The sequence below is a fragment of the Pseudomonas sp. C321 genome (assembly GCF_055407105.1).
On sequence record NZ_JBUZRB010000003.1, the window covers coordinates 137,205 to 151,902 of the forward strand.

The following is a 14,698-nucleotide window of genomic DNA, read 5'->3' on the forward strand; positions in this document are numbered from 1 at the left end:
ATGGTCGGGAAACACCAATGCAGTTGGGACGATGGATGCACGCCAGCAGCATGCTGGTGGGATTGAGCTTGCTGCTGGGCGGTTGCGCCACAGTGTCGAAACCTTCCACTGAGGAGGCGCTTGAGCAGTTGCTGGCCGATCCAGCGCTCAACGGCGCCACTGTCTCGCTGATGGTGCGCGATGCCCGCAGCGGCAACACGCTGTATCAGCACAACCCTCGCAGCCGGCTGACCCCGGCCTCCAGCCTCAAACTGCTGACTACGGCCGCGGCGATGGATGTCCTCGGTCCGCAGTATCGGTTTTCCACACAGCTATTAAGTAACGGCCGCCAACAGGGCGATCGCTTGAACGGCAATCTCTACCTGCGCGGCCTCGGCGACCCAACCATCCAGTGGGCCGATTACCAGGCCTTGGCCGCCAGCCTGGCCGGGCAGGGTATCAAGCAGATCCAGGGTGATCTGGTGTTCGACGACACCTGGTTCGACGCCGAGCGCCTGGGCACCGATTGGGCCTGTGACGATGAAGGCAAGTACTACGGCGCGCAGATTTCGGCGCTGACAGTGTCGCCCAATGCTGATTTTGATGCGGGTACCTTGATCATCACGGCCAAGGCGCCGATAGCGCTCGGCCAACCAGTGACCGTCGCTATCAGCCCGTCTACCGATTACGTACAGATCAACAACCTTGCGGTCAGCGGATCGGGTAACAGCTATGGCCTCAATCGCCAGCACGGCACCAACCTGCTACGTCTTGGTGGCGCACTGGCGCCAGGGAAACAAAGTCGGCAATGGGTCAGCGTCTGGGAGCCGACGCAGTTGGTGGCCAATCTGTTTGAACGGGCGTTGGCGGAGCAGGGGATCACGGTCCAGGGCAAGCGCGTGATAGGCGCTGGCAGCCCGACGACGGCTACCGTTTTGGCGGTGCATGACTCGGCGCCGTTGCAGGAATTGATCAGGCCATTGCTCAAGCTTTCCAACAACAGCATGTCCGAAGCACTGCTCAAGGCCATGGGCCGCAAGACTGCCAATATTGGCTCGGCGGCTGCGGGTGTGGTGTCGGTGGCGGACTTCCTGAAACGCCAGGGGCTGGACCCGACGACGTTGAATCAGGTCGACGGTTCGGGCCTGTCCCGGCGCAATCTGGTGTCGTCGCAGAGCCTTACCGACCTGTTGCTGGCCATGGGCAAACAGCCGTGGTTCGACGCCTGGTACAACGCGCTGCCCATCGCCGGCAGCCAGGATCGTATGACCGGCGGCAGCCTGCGTTATCGCTTGCGGGGCACAGCGGCGGACAACAACCTGCACGCCAAGACCGGCTCGATGGGCGCAGTGTCGTCGTTGACCGGCTACATCACTGATGTAGAAGGGCGGCGGTTGGTGTTTTCAATGGTGACCAACAATTATGTGGTCGATGGCGCGCGCATCAAGGCGTTGGAAGATCGACTGGCCGTCGCGCTGGCGCAGTGGTCGGATTGAACGCCTGGCGATATTCCCCCGGCGTCGCCGCCATGGCCTGGCGAAACCGATTGGTAAAGTGACTGGCACTGGAGAACCCGCAGGCCAGGGCAATTTCACCCAACGCCAGTGAACTGCTGCGCAGTAGCTCGCGGGCACGGCTCACGCGACGGGCCAGCAGGTACTGATGGGGCGGTAAGCCAAAGCTTGCGCGAAACATCCGTGCAAAGTGGTACTCCGACAACGCGCACAACCTCGCCAATTGCCCCAGGCTGATGGGCTCTGCCAGTTGATGCTCGATGTACTCGACCAACTGCCGACGCTGATGGGCGGCCAGCCCGCCTTTTAAACGCAACCCATCCCGCAGGCCTACCTGGCTGAGCAAGGTGTGGCTGAGCATTTCATGGGCCAGGCTGCTGGTCAGCAGGCGTTCGGCGGGTTCCTGCCAGTTCAGGCTGATCAACTGGTGAAAGCGCTGAGCCTGGCGGGCATCTTCAAGAAAGGTGCTTTCGCGCAGTTGCAGTTCGCGGGGGTCGCGGTCCAGCAGGGTGACGCAGCCCAAGGCAAATTGCTCGGTGCTGAAATACACATGGGCCAGGCGAATCTCGCCGTTGATCACCCAGGCCGACTGGTGTTCGGCGGGCAGAATGCACAGCTTGTCGGGGCCGCCCTTGGTACCAGGCTGGTCGCGGCGAAAGGTCCCGGTGCCACCGCCCACGTAGCAGGACAAGGTGTGATGGCTAGGGGCTTCATAGTTCTGGGAGTCGTGTTGGTTGCTCCACAAAGCCGCAGACAAGCCGTCACCGAGCTCAGCGCTCAGCTCAAGACGAGCATTGGGCGAGCGGTTCAGGGCTTGAAAGACTTGCAGGGTTTCCAGTGGCGGCATATTCGTACTCTCTGACGACTCGCATCCTACTCCGGGCAGTTGGCGCTGTGATCCCGTCAGCCGACAAAAGCGCAAGAATGTGCAAGAGCTGCAGGTGCGCGCAGGGCGACACTGTGGCTCAACCACCGGAGCCCGCCATGAACCTTTCCCTGTATTTACTCACCGTGCTGATCTGGGGTACGACCTGGATCGCCCTCAAGCTGCAACTGGGCGTGGTGGCCATTCCCGTGTCCATCGTCTATCGCTTCGGCCTGGCGGCGCTGGTGTTGTTTGTGATGTTGCTGCTCAGTCGCAAACTGCAAGTCATGAACCGGCGTGGGCACTTGATTTGCCTGGCCCAGGGCTTGTGCCTGTTTTGCGTCAACTTCATGTGCTTCCTGACGGCCAGCCAATGGATTCCCAGCGGCCTGGTGGCGGTGGTGTTTTCCACGGCGACCCTGTGGAACGCGCTGAACTCCCGGGTGTTTTTCGGCCAGAAAGTCGCCCGCAATGTGTTGATGGGGGGTGGTCTTGGTTTGCTGGGGCTGGGGTTGCTGTTCTGGCCGGAACTGGTGGGGCACACCGCCAGCCCGCAAACCTTGCTTGGCTTGGGGTTGGCATTGTTGGGGACGATGTGTTTCTCGGCGGGCAACATGTTGTCGAGCCTGCAACAGAAGGCCGGGCTCAAGCCGCTGACCACCAACGCCTGGGGCATGGCTTATGGCGCTTCAATGCTGGCGATGTATTGCGTGGTCCAGGGCATTCCCTTTGATATGGAATGGAACACCCGTTATGTCGGTTCGCTGCTGTATCTGGTGATTCCGGGCTCGGTGATCGGCTTCACCGCCTACCTGACCCTGGTCGGCCGCATGGGGCCTGAGCGCGCGGCCTATTGCACGGTGCTGTTCCCGGTGGTGGCGCTGAACGTCTCGGCCTTTGTTGAAGGCTACCAGTGGACGGCCCCGGCGCTGGGCGGGTTGGTGCTGGTGATGTTGGGGAATGTGTTGGTGTTTCGTAAGCCAAAACCGGCGGTGATTGTCGCCAGGGCGGCAGCATAGATCGGACTTGTTGTGACGATCTGGCCAGCTCCCTTGCCACAAAGGCAGCATCGGCAATACGCGTTTTATTTCATCCCCAACCGCTTGGCCATCCGTCCCAGGTTCGCCCGGTCCAACCCCAGTTCACGGGCGGCGCTGGCCCAGTTGTGCTGGTGGCGTTCCAGGCAGGCGCTGATGACCTGGCGTTGGTAGTTTTCGGTGGCCAGGCGCAGGTCACCGGTGACGTTCGGCACCTCTGGTTGTTCGTCGATCAGCGGCGCAGACACGTTCGGCAAGTCCAGGTCCGCCGCGCTCAGGCTGAGAATTTTCGGCCGTTCCCGGCAATTGCCCAAGGCCTTCAAGGCGCTGCGGCCGATCAGGTGTTCCAGTTCGCGCACATTGCCCGGCCAGGCATAGGCGACCAGCGCCGTCTGGGCATCGCTGGTCAGGCGCAGGCTGCCCAGGCCCATGCGTGAGCGGTTCTGCTCAAGGAAAAAACCGGCCAGCAGCAGCACATCACGACCACGCTCGCGCAGGGCCGGGACTTGCAGCGGGTACACGCTCAAACGGTGGTAGAAATCGGCACGGTAACGACCGTTGCGCACCTCTTCGGCAAGGTCGCGGTTGGTGGCGGCGATCAGGCGCACATCCACCTGATGCTCCTTGTCCGAGCCCAGGCGTTGCAACTGGCCGCTTTGCAGCACCCGCAGCAGCTTGGCCTGGACCGTCAGCGATAATTCGCCCACTTCATCGAGAAACAGCGTGCCGCCATTGGCCAGTTCGAACTTGCCCCGGCGTTCGTTCAGCGCGCCGGTAAAGGCGCCGCGTACGTGGCCAAACAGCTCGCTTTCCACCAGTGTCTCCGGCAATGCCGCGCAGTTGAGGCTGATCAGCGGCTTCTCGGATCGCGAGGACGCGGCGTGGATGGCCTGGGCCACCAGCTCCTTGCCGACGCCGGTTTCACCGGTGATCAGCACCGTCAGGTCACTACCGCCCACCAGTTTGATTTCCTCTACCAGGCGCTTGTGGGTCTTGCTCTGGCCGATCATTTCCTTGTGCTGCTGGCCGCTGGCCTGGCGGTAGATCTCGGCGCGCTGGTGCTCGTCTTCGGCGCGCAAGGCCAGGCGTTCGATGCGTTCGGCGGCGCTGACCGTAGCAGCGGCGAGGCTGGCGAAGGCTTGCAGGGCGTCGAGGTCGACCCGCTCGAAACGCGACATGTCCAAGGCGTCGAGGGTCAACAGGCCCCAGGGCTGGTCATCGATAAACAGCGGGCAGCCCATGCAATCGTGGACTTCCAAGTGCCCGTGCAGGCCATCCACCAGACCGTCGTAGGGGTCGGGCAGCTCGCTGTCGCTGTCGAAGCGGGTCGGGCCTGGGCTGCTCAAAAGCACTTCAAAGCGCGGGTGTTCGCTGACCTTGAATCGTCGCCCCAAGGTGTCGGCGCTCAAGCCGTCCACCGCCAGCGGCACCAGCCATTCACCGTCCAGGCGCAGCAAGGCGGCGGCGTCGCACGGCAGCAGGGCGCGCATGGCTTGCAGCAGGCGGCGATAGCGTTCACCTTCGGGTAGTTCGCGGGACAGATCGGCGACCAGAGGCAACAGAGTGGTGAGCAGAGATTTCGCAGTCATAATGACTCCTTATAGTCCTAATGACTATAAAGTGTTGGGAGTCATACTGACCACAAATAATTTAACTAGTTGATATTTAACGATTTATTAGTTGGCACGAATACTGAGTAGTACAGGGTAATCAGTCAGAAGCCGAAAAAGCTCAGGAGTTTCTCATGCTTAGCGTTCAAGACCGCGCCATCGTCAAATCCACTGTACCGCTGCTGGAGAGTGGTGGCGAAGCCCTGATCACCCATTTCTACCGGATGATGTTGTCGGAGTATCCCGAAGTTCGTCCGTTGTTCAACCAGGCCCACCAAGTCAGCGGCGACCAGCCTCGCGCCCTGGCTAACGGTGTGCTGATGTACGCCCGGCATATCGACCAGTTGGACCAATTGGGTGATCTGGTGGCGAAGATCATCAACAAGCACGTGGCCCTGCAAATCCTCCCGGAACATTACCCGATTGTCGGCAGTTGCCTGCTGCGGGCGATTTCTGAAGTGTTGGGTGACGAGATTGCCACGCCTGAAGTGATGAGTGCCTGGGGCGCCGCTTACGGCCAACTGGCAGACATCCTGATCGGTGCCGAAGCCGCAATCTACGAAGAGAAGGCCCTGGCCCCCGGCGGCTGGCGCGGTGCGCGCTCGTTTACCCTGGTAAACCGCGTGGAGGAGAGCAGTGAAATCACCTCCTTCTATTTCGCACCTATGGATAAAGGTCCGATTCTAGCCGCCGAGCCTGGGCAATATATCGGCATGAAGCTGGTGCTGGAGGGCGAGGAAGTTCGACGTAACTACTCGCTGTCGGCCGGCACCGACTCGGGTCAGTACCGCATCAGCGTCAAGCGCGAAGCGGGTGGCCGAGTCTCCAACTACTTGCACGACCAGTTTCAGGTCGGTGCCGCGATCGAGCTGTTTGTGCCAGCGGGCGAGTTCACCCTGGTGGCCAGTGACAAGCCGCTGGTGCTGATCAGCGGCGGGGTTGGTATTACGCCAACCTTGCCTATGCTGGAAGCCGCGCTGGCAACCGAGCGCCCAGTGCACTTTATCCACTGCGCGCGCAATGGCGGCGTGCATGCATTTCGTGACTGGGTTGATGCGCTCGCCGTGCGTCATCCGCAACTCAAACGCTTCTATTGCTACGCCGAGGACGACGGCGTGAGCCCGGCGGCGGACAAGGTTGGGATGCTCAGCCAGGAACAACTGGCAGCATGGTTGCCTGAGCAGCGGGATGTGGATGCTTACTTTCTGGGTCCAAAAGGCTTTATGGCGGCGATCAAGGGCCACCTCAAGGCGTTGGGTGTGCCAGAGAAACAGAGCCGGTATGAGTTCTTCGGGCCGGCGTCGGCGCTGGAGTAATCCACACTCAGGCCTTATTAATCCGCCGTTAACTCCTTTCTGTTTAACCTCCTGACGCCTAGCCGCTCAACTTTCACGTCCTGCGTGTAAACTTGCGGCCATTGGCATAACCATCATTAGGCAAAGGGAAACGGGGATGAGTGACGAAATGCGATTGGGGCGTGAGCGGCGCGCTCTGGTGTTGCTGGGCATTATCTGCCTGGCGCTGATCGGCGGGGCGCTGTACATGCAGGTGGTGCTGGGCGAGGCGCCGTGCCCGCTGTGCATCCTGCAGCGCTATGCCTTTCTGTTGATTGCGATCTTTGCTTTTATCGGTGCCGCGATGCGCACCACCTCCAGCGTTACGGTGTTTGAAGTGCTGGTGGTCATCAGCGCCCTCGGTGGCGTCGCCGCAGCCGGGCATCATGTGTACACCCAGTTCTACCCGGCGGTCAGTTGCGGCATCGATGTGCTGCAACCGATTGTCGACAGCTTGCCCCTGGCGACGATCTTTCCCCTGGGCTTCCAGGTCGACGGCTTTTGCGGCACGCCGTACCCGCCGATTCTCGGCCTGTCCCTGCCCCAATGGGCGCTGGTGGCCTTTGTGCTGACGGCGATCCTGGTGCCGCTGGGCATCTACCGCAATCGCCAGAGCAAAGCCTAACTAAGTCGTTACCCAAAACGCCCCGATCTTCTCCAGAGAAGGTCGGGGCGTTTTTGTGTGCGGTCATTTTTGTGAAAGTGCCGTGACGTCGGACAAGGTTAGGCGGCCATCATGTGCGACATGTTGTCACACTGAAGCTGCCGCAGGACCTTTTCTACCCCTTGGGCAGCGCCTTAAATGACGGCCGATTTGACAAATGGGCCTGTCAGTTCATCGTTCGGGCAACGCCGCGTTCCATCTGCCGTACACGAGATTGCGCGATGTCTGAATGCCTTGTTTTTAGCGGGCTTGGATGGGTTTTACGCACCCATCAAAGAGCGCGTGATGCGACAGGATGGCCAATAACACGGCACTTTTTGTGGTTTTTGTTGAGAATTAAACGCGATACGATCCTGAATCTTGGCAACAATGGTGCAAGATTATTGCTGGAAATGATAAAAATTATTTCTGGATAAGACATGGTTTATACATCGCTAGCTAACTACAATCGCCCGCACTGAATGTCCGGTGCTGCTCATCCCTGAGCGCATAAGGGCGGTCGAGGAGCGTTTTTTGCTTCATGCGACCCCGGGTGCCGGCAACCTTTCTACTATCCGCACCAAATGGAATTGGTCTGCAAAGGCCTTTGACCACGAATTCGAATAAGAACTCACCGCTAGTCCTGGACGTGTCAAACCGATAGCTGCGCCGGGCAGGCCCTTATTCAATCGAAGAGAAATGCCAACCCTTGGCAGGGTGAAGTGTTGGCGATCAAAACCCAACTGCATTGCGCAAGCTGCTTTAGAGGTCGTGAGATGAGTAAAAACAGGTACACCCGATTACTAGGCTTATTGCCGCTGGCCGGCATGTTATTGCTGGGAGGCTGCAAGTGGACCTTGCTCGATCCCAAGGGCCAGGTCGGTCTGGAACAACGCAACCTGATCATCACCGCCACCTTGCTGATGTTGTTGGTCGTGGTACCGGTGATCGTGATGACCTTCGCGTTTGCCTGGAAATACCGCGCGTCCAATACCAAGGCCACCTACGCGCCGAAGTGGTCGCACTCCACCAAGATTGAAATCGCGGTGTGGGCTGTTCCGGTACTCATCATCATTGCCCTGGGTTACATCACCTACACGTCGACCCACGCCCTGGACCCGTACCGTCCGCTGGAATCCGACGTCAAGCCAATCACCATTGAAGTGGTCGCGCTGGATTGGAAGTGGCTGTTCATCTATCCAGAGCAAGGGATCGCCACGGTCAACAAGATCGTCTTCCCGGCCAATACGCCAATCAACTTCAAAGTGACCTCCGATTCGGTGATGAACTCGTTCTTCATCCCGGGCCTGGGTGGCCAGATCTACGCGATGGCCGGCATGCAGACCAAGTTGCACCTGATTGCCAACGAGAACACCGAGCTTGAAGGTATCTCCGCCAACTACAGTGGCGCGGGCTTTACCGGCATGAAATTCAAAGCGATTGCAACGTCCGAGGCTGATTTCAACGCCTGGGTCGCTGAAGTCAAAAGCTCACCTAAACAGCTTGAAAAAGCTGAGTACGAAGCTCTTGCCAAACAAAGCCAGAACAACCCTGTAGAGCTGTACTCCTCGTTCACGCCGGACCTGTTCCAGAACATCATCAATAAGTATGAAGGGATGAAACCAGGCAAACCGGTCAAGCATGAGAAGAAAGAAGTGGCTGCTACAGAAGTGATGGACACGAGCTCGCATTCAGCCGCCGGGGCAGAGGAGTAAACAATGTTTGGTAAATTAAGTTGGGAAGCGGTCCCGTTCCACGAGCCGATTGTGATGGTGACCATTGCCATGATCGCGCTGGGTGGTCTGGCGCTGTTTGCGGCACTCACCTACTTCAAGAAATGGACCTATTTGTGGACCGAGTGGCTGACATCGGTCGACCACAAGAAAATCGGCGTGATGTACATCATCGTCGCCATGGTCATGCTGCTGCGCGGTTTTGCCGACGCCATCATGATGCGTACCCAGCTGGCCATGGCCACCGAGGGTTCGCCTGGCTACCTGCCGCCTGAACACTATGACCAGATCTTCACCGCCCACGGTGTGATCATGATCATCTTCATGGCGATGCCATTCTTCACCGGCCTGATGAACCTGGCAGTGCCGCTGCAGATCGGTGCCCGTGACGTTGCCTACCCGTTCCTGAACTCCCTGAGCTTCTGGCTGCTGGTATCCGGCGTGATACTGATCAACCTGTCCCTGGGCGTCGGCGAATTCGCCAAGACCGGTTGGGTTGCTTATCCGCCGTTGTCGGGGCTGCAATACAGTCCGGGCGTGGGGATGGACTACTACATCTGGGCGCTACAGCTATCAGGACTTGGGACGACACTGACGGGGGTCAACTTCCTGGCCACCGTCTTGAAAATGCGTACCCCTGGCATGAAGCTGATGGACATGCCGATCTTCACCTGGACCTGCACCTGGGCCAACGTGTTGATCGTGGCTTCGTTCCCGATCCTCACCGCTACCCTGGCACTGCTGACGCTTGACCGTTACATGGATTTCCACATTTTCACCAATGAACTTGGTGGCAATCCAATGATGTACGTCAACCTGTTCTGGGCCTGGGGTCACCCCGAGGTGTACATCCTGATTCTGCCGGCGTTCGGGATCTTCTCCGAAGTCATCTCGACCTTCTCCGGCAAGCGTCTGTTCGGCCACCACTCGATGATCTACGCCTCTGGCGCGATCTCGGTACTGGGCTTCATGGTTTGGCTGCACCACTTCTTCACCATGGGTTCGGGGGCCAGCGTCAACGCCTTCTTCGGCCTGGCGACGATGCTGATTTCGATCCCGACGGGGGTGAAGCTATTTAACTGGCTATTCACCATCTATCACGGCCGTCTGCGTATCACCAGCCAGGTTCTGTGGACCCTGGGCTTTATGGTGACCTTCGCCATCGGCGGCATGACCGGCGTACTGCTGGCCATCCCGGGTGCTGACTTCGTGCTGCACAACAGCCTGTTCGTGATCGCTCACTTCCACAACGTGATCATCGGCGGTGCTGTATTCGGTTACATCGCTGGTTTCAGCTACTACTTCCCGAAAGCGTTCGGCTTCAAGCTGCACGAAGGTTGGGGCAAGGCTGCATTCTGGTTCTGGATCACCGGCTTCTTCGTCGCATTCATGCCGCTCTATGCACTGGGCTTCATGGGCATGACCCGTCGTCTGAACGCCACCACCAACCCTGATTGGGTGCCGTACCTGTACGTCGCCATGTTCGGTGCGGTGATGATCGCTTTTGGTATCGCCTGCCAGTTGATCCAGCTGTATGTCAGCATCCGTGACCGCAAGCAGAACGCCTGCGACTCCGGCGATCCATGGAACGGCCACACCCTGGAATGGTCGACCTCGTCGCCACCGCCGTTCTACAACTTTGCCGTGCTGCCGAAAGCTGAATGCATCGACCCGTTCACCGAAGCCAAGGAAGACGGTACCGCGTACCAGAAACCTGCTCGCTACGAGCCGATCCACATGCCTAACAACACCGCGACCGGTGTGGTCATGGGCGCACTGTTGACGGTGTTTGGTTTCGCGATGATCTGGCACATCTGGTGGCTGGCGATCATTAGCCTGGTCGGAACCATTGGCTACTTCGTGGTCCATGCTGCCCGTGATGATCAAGGCTACATGGTGCCGGTCGACGTGATCGAACGCATCGAAGCCGAGCAACACGCTCGCCTGGTAGCCGAGAAGAAGATTCCGGCCAACCGTGTTGAAACCTCGCTGGAACAGGCTTAAACCATGTCGAACTTAGTGACCAATGCTGGACACGCCCATGTCGATGACCATGGGCACGATGACCACCACCACGATTCGAGCGAGACAACCGTCTTTGGTTTCTGGCTCTACCTGATGACCGACTGCATTTTGTTTGCGTCGATCTTCGCGGTGTACGCGGTACTGGTAAACAACGTAGCGGGTGGCCCGTCGGGCCACGACATCTTCGAACTGCCTTACGTGCTGGGCGAAACCGCCTTGCTGTTGTTCAGTTCGATCACCTACGGCTTCGCCATGCTGGCGTTCTTTCGGGGCAACAAGAAGCAGGTCCTGGTCTGGCTGGGCCTGACCTTCCTGCTCGGCCTGGGCTTCATCGGCATGGAGATCAACGAGTTCCACCTGCTGATCTCCGAAGGCTACGGCCCTAGCCGCTCAGGCTTCCTGTCCGCGTTCTTCACCCTGGTCGGTACCCACGGTCTGCACGTGACCAGCGGTCTGATCTGGATGGCGATCATGATGTACCAGGTGCAGAAAAACGGCCTGACCACCACCAACAAGACCCGCCTGACCTGCCTGAGCCTGTTCTGGCACTTCCTGGACGTGGTCTGGATCTGCGTCTTCACCGTTGTCTACCTGATGGGGACTCTGTAATGGCTAATGCTCACTCTCATGATGCCCAGAACAGCCATGATGCTGGCCACGGCAGCGTAAAGTCGTACGCCATTGGTTTCATCTTGTCGGTGATCCTGACGATCATCCCGTTCGGCCTGGTGATGTACCCAACCCTGCCGAAATCCATAACCCTGATGATCGTCCTGGCATTTGCGGTGATTCAGGTTGTGGTTCACCTGGTGTACTTCCTGCACCTGGACCGTTCCGAGGCCCAGCGTGACAACGTGATTGCGTTTGTCTTCGCAGCCATGGTGATCGTCCTGCTGGTTGGCCTGTCGTTGTGGATTATGTTCAGCATCCACACCTACATGATGGCGAAGTGAGGTAAGACCCGATGTCGCTTAAGCACTTTATCCAAATCACCAAACCGGGGATCATTTTCGGTAACGTGCTTTCTGTGGCAGGCGGCTTCTTCCTGGCCTCCAAGGGGCATGTCGATCTAGCCATTTTCCTGGCGGCAATGATCGGCACTTCCCTGGTGGTTGCATCCGGTTGCGTGTTCAACAACTGCATCGACCGCGACATCGACCTGAAGATGGAACGCACCAAGAATCGCGCGCTGGTCCAGGGCCTTATCTCCCTGAAACTGGCACTGATCTTCGCGACCGTCCTGGGCATTGCCGGTGTGGTGCTGTTGTACACGGTGGCCAATCCGCTGGCGGCGCTGTTTGCCGTGATCGGCTTTGTCATCTACGTCGGCTTCTACAGCCTGTACTTCAAGCGCAAGTCGGTTCACGGCACGCTGGTGGGCAGTCTGTCGGGGGCGATGCCGCCAGTGATTGGTTATGTGGCTGTGACCAATAGCTTCGACATGGCCGCGCTGGTGCTGCTTGTGATGTTCAGCCTGTGGCAGATGCCGCACTCTTATGCCATTGCGATCTTTCGCTTCAACGACTACCGGGCGGCCTCGATTCCGGTATTGCCGGTCAAGCGTGGTATCCGCGTAGCGAAGAAACACATCCTGCTCTACATCCTGGCCTTCCTCGTGGCGACCTTGATGTTGACCTTCAGTGGCTACGCCGGCATGAGCTACCTCGCCGTCGCTGCCGCCATGGGCATGTACTGGTTGTACATGGCCTGGACCGGCTACAAGGCGGTGGACGACACCGTCTGGGCGCGCAAGCTGTTCGTCTTCTCGATCTTTACCATCACTGCGTTGAGCGTGATGATGTCCCTGGATTTCCAGGTGCCTAAAGAGTTGTTGCTGACTTACGCGCACTGAGTGGTACTGCTGTGAAAAAGCCCCGCCTTCTGTGTGAAGTGCGGGGCTTTTTGTTGGCTGGGTAAATCCCCCGGCTTTTTTCTCGTCATACCCAACTGTATAAGCTGTTGTGAATCCCGCACCGAACCCGCGAGCTGGCAAGGAGTAGTCACCATGGTCAACGTGAGTCGTCGTTCCCTGATCGCGCTGGGCGCGGCCCTCCCGTTGCTGGGGCGGCTGGATTGGGCGGTGGCGAGCCCAGCGGTCCCGACGTCCGACAAGGTGCTGCTCAACTACAATGAAAGTCCCTATGGTCCATCGCCAGCCGCGCGCGCGGCGATGCAGCTTGGGGTTGGCGGGTCGGGTCGTTATCCCTACAAGGATATGTACGCGTTGGCCGAAGTGTTTGCCAATCAGCACGGTATTTTAGACGAGCACGTGATGGTCTGTGCCGGGTCCATGGCCGCTTTGCGCTACGCGGTACTGGCGTTTACCAGCGAAACCCGCGGCGTGGTGATGGCGACGCCTTCCTATGAAGTACCGCGCCAGGCTGCCGAAACGCGCAAGGCACCGGTCTACGAAGTGCCGCTGACGGCCGACCATGCCCATGACATTTTCGCCATGCTCGCCGCCGACCCGAAGCCCGGCGTGATCTACCTCTGCAACCCCAACAATCCCACCGGCACGCTGACGCCGACCAAGGCCATCGAGCACGCGTTGGCGAGCAAACCCAAGGGCAGCATCCTGGTGGTGGACGAGGCTTACATCGATTTCTGCGACGCGCCCAGCTGTGTGTCCTGGGTCAAGGACCACGACGATCTGCTGGTGCTGCGCACCTTCTCTAAAATCTACGGCATGGCCGGTGCGCGCTTGGGCCTGGCGATTGGGCAGCCGGTGCTGTTGGAGCAGTTGGAAGCTTTCGGCGGCCACAACGTCCCGGCGGCCTCCAGCTTGCTGGGCGGCCGTGCCAGCCTCGAAGAACCCTCGTTGGTGTCCGACCGCAAGGCGCTCAACACTCTGGTGCGCGATGAGACCGTGGCCTGGCTGAAGGCTCGAGGATTCACGTGTACGGCGTCCCACAGCAATTGCTTCATGATCGACGTGGGCCGCCCAGCTGAGCAGGTCATCGAGCGGCTTGCCGCGCAAAACGTCATGATTGGCCGGGTCTTTAGCTCCTGGCCGAATTGGGTGCGGGTGACCGTGGGCAACGCTGGGGAGATGCAGCGATTTCGTGAAGCGTTTGCGGCGCAGGTGAGCTTTTTGTAGGCGCGAGCTTGCTCGCGAAAAACCTGAGAACGCCGCGTTAAACCAGGCACGCTGCGTTATCGTTGACGGTTTTCGCGAGCAAGTTTACTCCAGGGGGAGCAGGCCCGGAGTTACTGCTGGGCGATGCTGTACCCATCAAACGCCGTCTGCTGCTGCAGCGCGCTGATGATATTTTTACGGGTCAGCGGCTGCTCGGCACCGGCGTTATCCACAAAGGTCTCAACGTCCAGCTCCGCTTCATCGCCTTCACCGACAAAGGTGAACCCCAGGAACTCAAACGCCTCGCGGTCGACACTCGGCTTGGAGCGCGGCGCGCGCAGTGGCAAGGTGACGCTAATGCCGTCCTTGCTGATGGTGAACACTTCGACGTCCTTCTTCGCCCGTGCGGCCTTGCCTTTGCCGGCGCTCGGGTTGCTGATGGCCTGGTGGGTCTGGTTCAGCACCTTGAGGGCCAGGCCGTAGACCAGCTCCTGAAACTCGGGGTCGTCCTTGAAGCTGGACAGGATGCGGCTGATGGAAAACTTGCTGTTCAGGTCTTCCAGGGCGGCGTTGTCGGCGGCCTCGGCATCCTTGAGCTGCTTGAGTTCACCCATCAGGTCGTAAGCCTTGTCATCGTCGAAGGCATCGTGAGCCTGACGGATGGCAATGCGCAACTCGCGGATCTGGTCGCTTTCCTTGGAGGTGTGGAACGCGTCCAGCACCATTTCACTGATGCTCTTGGCTGCCGGCAGGTGCTGTGAAAGATTGATGGCGTTTTCGTATTCAGCTTTGGACTGCAAGGTGACTACGGATTCTTCGGTACGGGAATCAGACATTGAAATTTCACTACTTCAGTAAACGGGGAGACGGGAAAAACGTCGG

The 14,698-nt window shown here is 59.1% G+C and carries 13 protein-coding genes and 1 pseudogene; 10 read left to right on the plus strand and 4 right to left on the minus strand.

Annotation, left to right across the window (positions count from 1 at the left end; translation table 11 throughout):
• The first annotated feature begins 17 nt into the window (after positions 1-17).
• On the plus strand, positions 18-1,475 hold the full coding sequence (gene dacB / locus ACZRJ6_RS10155; RefSeq protein WP_463968046.1) for a D-alanyl-D-alanine carboxypeptidase/D-alanyl-D-alanine endopeptidase: 1,458 nt from the start codon (positions 18-20) through the stop codon (positions 1,473-1,475).
• On the opposite strand, the gene ACZRJ6_RS10160 is transcribed toward dacB, so the two are convergent.
• Positions 1,423-2,340, minus strand: coding sequence for a helix-turn-helix domain-containing protein (locus tag ACZRJ6_RS10160; protein WP_463968047.1), 918 nt, complete (start codon positions 2,338-2,340; stop codon positions 1,423-1,425). The genes dacB and ACZRJ6_RS10160 overlap by 53 nt on opposite strands.
• Before the next feature lie 137 nt (positions 2,341-2,477).
• Here ACZRJ6_RS10160 and ACZRJ6_RS10165 point away from each other — a divergent pair, with 137 nt between their 5' ends.
• On the plus strand, positions 2,478-3,377 hold the full coding sequence (locus ACZRJ6_RS10165) for a DMT family transporter (RefSeq protein ID WP_463968048.1): 900 nt from the start codon (positions 2,478-2,480) through the stop codon (positions 3,375-3,377).
• Between the two features lie 65 nt (positions 3,378-3,442).
• Here the strand turns inward: ACZRJ6_RS10165 and norR are convergent, their stop codons facing one another.
• The gene (gene norR / locus ACZRJ6_RS10170; protein WP_463968049.1) at positions 3,443-4,984 is read right to left on the minus strand and encodes a nitric oxide reductase transcriptional regulator NorR; all 1,542 of its coding nucleotides are present in this window, start codon (positions 4,982-4,984) and stop codon (positions 3,443-3,445) included.
• A 155-nt stretch (positions 4,985-5,139) separates the two neighbouring features.
• On the opposite strand from norR, the gene hmpA reads away from it, so the two are divergent.
• A complete protein-coding gene (gene hmpA, locus ACZRJ6_RS10175) occupies positions 5,140-6,321 on the plus strand; it encodes an NO-inducible flavohemoprotein (RefSeq protein WP_463968050.1) in 1,182 nt (393 codons plus the stop codon).
• Between the two features lie 136 nt (positions 6,322-6,457).
• A complete protein-coding gene (locus tag ACZRJ6_RS10180) occupies positions 6,458-6,964 on the plus strand; it encodes a disulfide bond formation protein B (RefSeq protein ID WP_463968051.1) in 507 nt (168 codons plus the stop codon).
• Between the two features lie 557 nt (positions 6,965-7,521).
• Here the strand turns inward: ACZRJ6_RS10180 and ACZRJ6_RS10185 are convergent.
• A pseudogene (locus ACZRJ6_RS10185) lies at positions 7,522-7,731 on the minus strand (hypothetical protein).
• 27 nt (positions 7,732-7,758) lie between these two features.
• Here ACZRJ6_RS10185 and cyoA point away from each other — a divergent pair.
• The 6 genes from cyoA to ptaA all read left to right on the plus strand — a co-directional run bounded on the left by cyoA (position 7,759) and on the right by ptaA (position 13,837).
• The gene (gene cyoA, locus ACZRJ6_RS10190) at positions 7,759-8,697 is read left to right on the plus strand and encodes a ubiquinol oxidase subunit II (RefSeq protein ID WP_133102028.1); all 939 of its coding nucleotides are present in this window, start codon (positions 7,759-7,761) and stop codon (positions 8,695-8,697) included.
• A 3-nt stretch (positions 8,698-8,700) separates the two neighbouring features.
• Positions 8,701-10,719, plus strand: coding sequence for a cytochrome o ubiquinol oxidase subunit I (gene cyoB / locus ACZRJ6_RS10195; RefSeq protein WP_463968052.1), 2,019 nt, complete (start codon positions 8,701-8,703; stop codon positions 10,717-10,719).
• 3 nt (positions 10,720-10,722) lie between these two features.
• Positions 10,723-11,349: a cytochrome o ubiquinol oxidase subunit III gene (locus tag ACZRJ6_RS10200; RefSeq protein WP_463968053.1), complete on the plus strand. Its 627-nt coding sequence runs from the start codon at positions 10,723-10,725 to the stop codon at positions 11,347-11,349.
• On the plus strand, positions 11,349-11,693 hold the full coding sequence (cyoD, locus tag ACZRJ6_RS10205; RefSeq protein ID WP_463968054.1) for a cytochrome o ubiquinol oxidase subunit IV: 345 nt from the start codon (positions 11,349-11,351) through the stop codon (positions 11,691-11,693). The genes ACZRJ6_RS10200 and cyoD overlap by 1 nt, the downstream gene beginning before the upstream one ends.
• 11 nt (positions 11,694-11,704) lie before the next feature.
• Positions 11,705-12,592 (plus strand): heme o synthase, encoded by an 888-nt coding sequence (gene cyoE / locus ACZRJ6_RS10210; RefSeq protein WP_463968055.1) that lies wholly within the window; start codon positions 11,705-11,707, stop codon positions 12,590-12,592.
• A 153-nt stretch (positions 12,593-12,745) separates the two neighbouring features.
• Positions 12,746-13,837 carry a pyoverdine biosynthesis transaminase PtaA gene (ptaA, locus tag ACZRJ6_RS10215; protein WP_463968056.1) on the plus strand — a complete coding sequence of 364 codons (1,092 nt, stop codon included), beginning with the start codon at positions 12,746-12,748 and terminating at the stop codon, positions 13,835-13,837.
• Positions 13,838-13,947: 110 nt separating this feature from the next.
• Here the strand turns inward: ptaA and ACZRJ6_RS10220 are convergent, their stop codons facing one another.
• Positions 13,948-14,652 carry a hypothetical protein gene (locus tag ACZRJ6_RS10220; protein WP_463968057.1) on the minus strand — a complete coding sequence of 235 codons (705 nt, stop codon included), beginning with the start codon at positions 14,650-14,652 and terminating at the stop codon, positions 13,948-13,950.
• Between the last annotated feature and the right edge of the window lie 46 nt (positions 14,653-14,698).

Excerpts from the sequence above, each read along its gene's own strand:
- dacB (WP_463968046.1), top strand. The coding sequence starts at position 18 with ATGCAGTTGGGACGATGGATGCACGCCAGCAGCATGCTGGTGGGATTG.
- ACZRJ6_RS10160 (WP_463968047.1), bottom strand. The coding sequence starts at position 2,340 with ATGCCGCCACTGGAAACCCTGCAAGTCTTTCAAGCCCTGAACCGCTCG.
- ACZRJ6_RS10165 (WP_463968048.1), top strand. The coding sequence starts at position 2,478 with ATGAACCTTTCCCTGTATTTACTCACCGTGCTGATCTGGGGTACGACC.
- norR (WP_463968049.1), bottom strand. The coding sequence starts at position 4,984 with ATGACTGCGAAATCTCTGCTCACCACTCTGTTGCCTCTGGTCGCCGAT.
- hmpA (WP_463968050.1), top strand. The coding sequence starts at position 5,140 with ATGCTTAGCGTTCAAGACCGCGCCATCGTCAAATCCACTGTACCGCTG.
- ACZRJ6_RS10180 (WP_463968051.1), top strand. The coding sequence starts at position 6,458 with ATGAGTGACGAAATGCGATTGGGGCGTGAGCGGCGCGCTCTGGTGTTG.
- cyoA (WP_133102028.1), top strand. The coding sequence starts at position 7,759 with ATGAGTAAAAACAGGTACACCCGATTACTAGGCTTATTGCCGCTGGCC.
- cyoB (WP_463968052.1), top strand. The coding sequence starts at position 8,701 with ATGTTTGGTAAATTAAGTTGGGAAGCGGTCCCGTTCCACGAGCCGATT.
- ACZRJ6_RS10200 (WP_463968053.1), top strand. The coding sequence starts at position 10,723 with ATGTCGAACTTAGTGACCAATGCTGGACACGCCCATGTCGATGACCAT.
- cyoD (WP_463968054.1), top strand. The coding sequence starts at position 11,349 with ATGGCTAATGCTCACTCTCATGATGCCCAGAACAGCCATGATGCTGGC.
- cyoE (WP_463968055.1), top strand. The coding sequence starts at position 11,705 with ATGTCGCTTAAGCACTTTATCCAAATCACCAAACCGGGGATCATTTTC.
- ptaA (WP_463968056.1), top strand. The coding sequence starts at position 12,746 with ATGGTCAACGTGAGTCGTCGTTCCCTGATCGCGCTGGGCGCGGCCCTC.
- ACZRJ6_RS10220 (WP_463968057.1), bottom strand. The coding sequence starts at position 14,652 with ATGTCTGATTCCCGTACCGAAGAATCCGTAGTCACCTTGCAGTCCAAA.